The sequence below is a fragment of the Pseudomonas lundensis genome (genome assembly GCF_001042985.1).
In the GTDB taxonomy this organism is placed as follows: Bacteria; Pseudomonadota; Gammaproteobacteria; order Pseudomonadales; family Pseudomonadaceae; genus Aquipseudomonas; species Aquipseudomonas lundensis.
On sequence record NZ_JYKY01000087.1, the window covers coordinates 1 to 548 of the forward strand.

The 548-nt window shown below is 57.8% G+C and carries 1 protein-coding gene and 1 pseudogene; one reads left to right on the forward strand and one right to left on the reverse strand.

Annotated features, from left to right (window positions below; all coding sequences use genetic code 11):
- The coding region (locus TU74_RS24600) for a hypothetical protein (RefSeq protein WP_048377765.1) at positions 1–276 on the forward strand (276 nt) is incomplete at its 5' end.
- Positions 277–297: 21 nt separating this feature from the next.
- Here TU74_RS24600 and TU74_RS22985 read toward each other — a convergent pair.
- Positions 298–548, reverse strand: a pseudogene (locus TU74_RS22985) (PIG-L family deacetylase); the annotation flags it as partial.

Consider the following 548-nt stretch of genomic DNA (forward strand, 5'->3'; position numbering starts at 1 on the left):
GCTGAGGCAATGCCTGAGTACAACAGAGAAGTGATCCGTGTGCGCATGGTCGGTCCTCGCTTGAGCACAATGATGTCCCGGCACCTGGCACACCAGGCGCGGTTCAAGACCATGGCAACGACGAACGCGATACGGATCAGGGACTACGGGTTACCTGCATCTGAAAACATCGGCCAATGCAAAGGGTTGGCATGGCTTTCTCGACTGCACCTTAACCTGTGCAAGACTTTTTGCACCTTAGCCGTAGATTTGATGGGCTGCTACTGTAAGAAATAACAGGTATGGACGAGTCAGCCCCTAGGCAAACACGATCTCGTAGGGTTCGCGTATACGCTCGAGCAACACTTGGGCCAGCTTGGGCGGTAAACCGATCTGCGGATCGCCGACCAATTGGCTGGCATAGGCATGGGTCGCGTGCAGCTTGCGCGCGACGCTCCAGGTATCCAGGCGTACCTTGCGTGCGCGCTGCCAGGGGATCATGGAAACCTCCCGTGCCGGCCAGTGCCAGGCCCAGACCGGCAGTTCATAGAGCTTTGCCCCCACCAGGT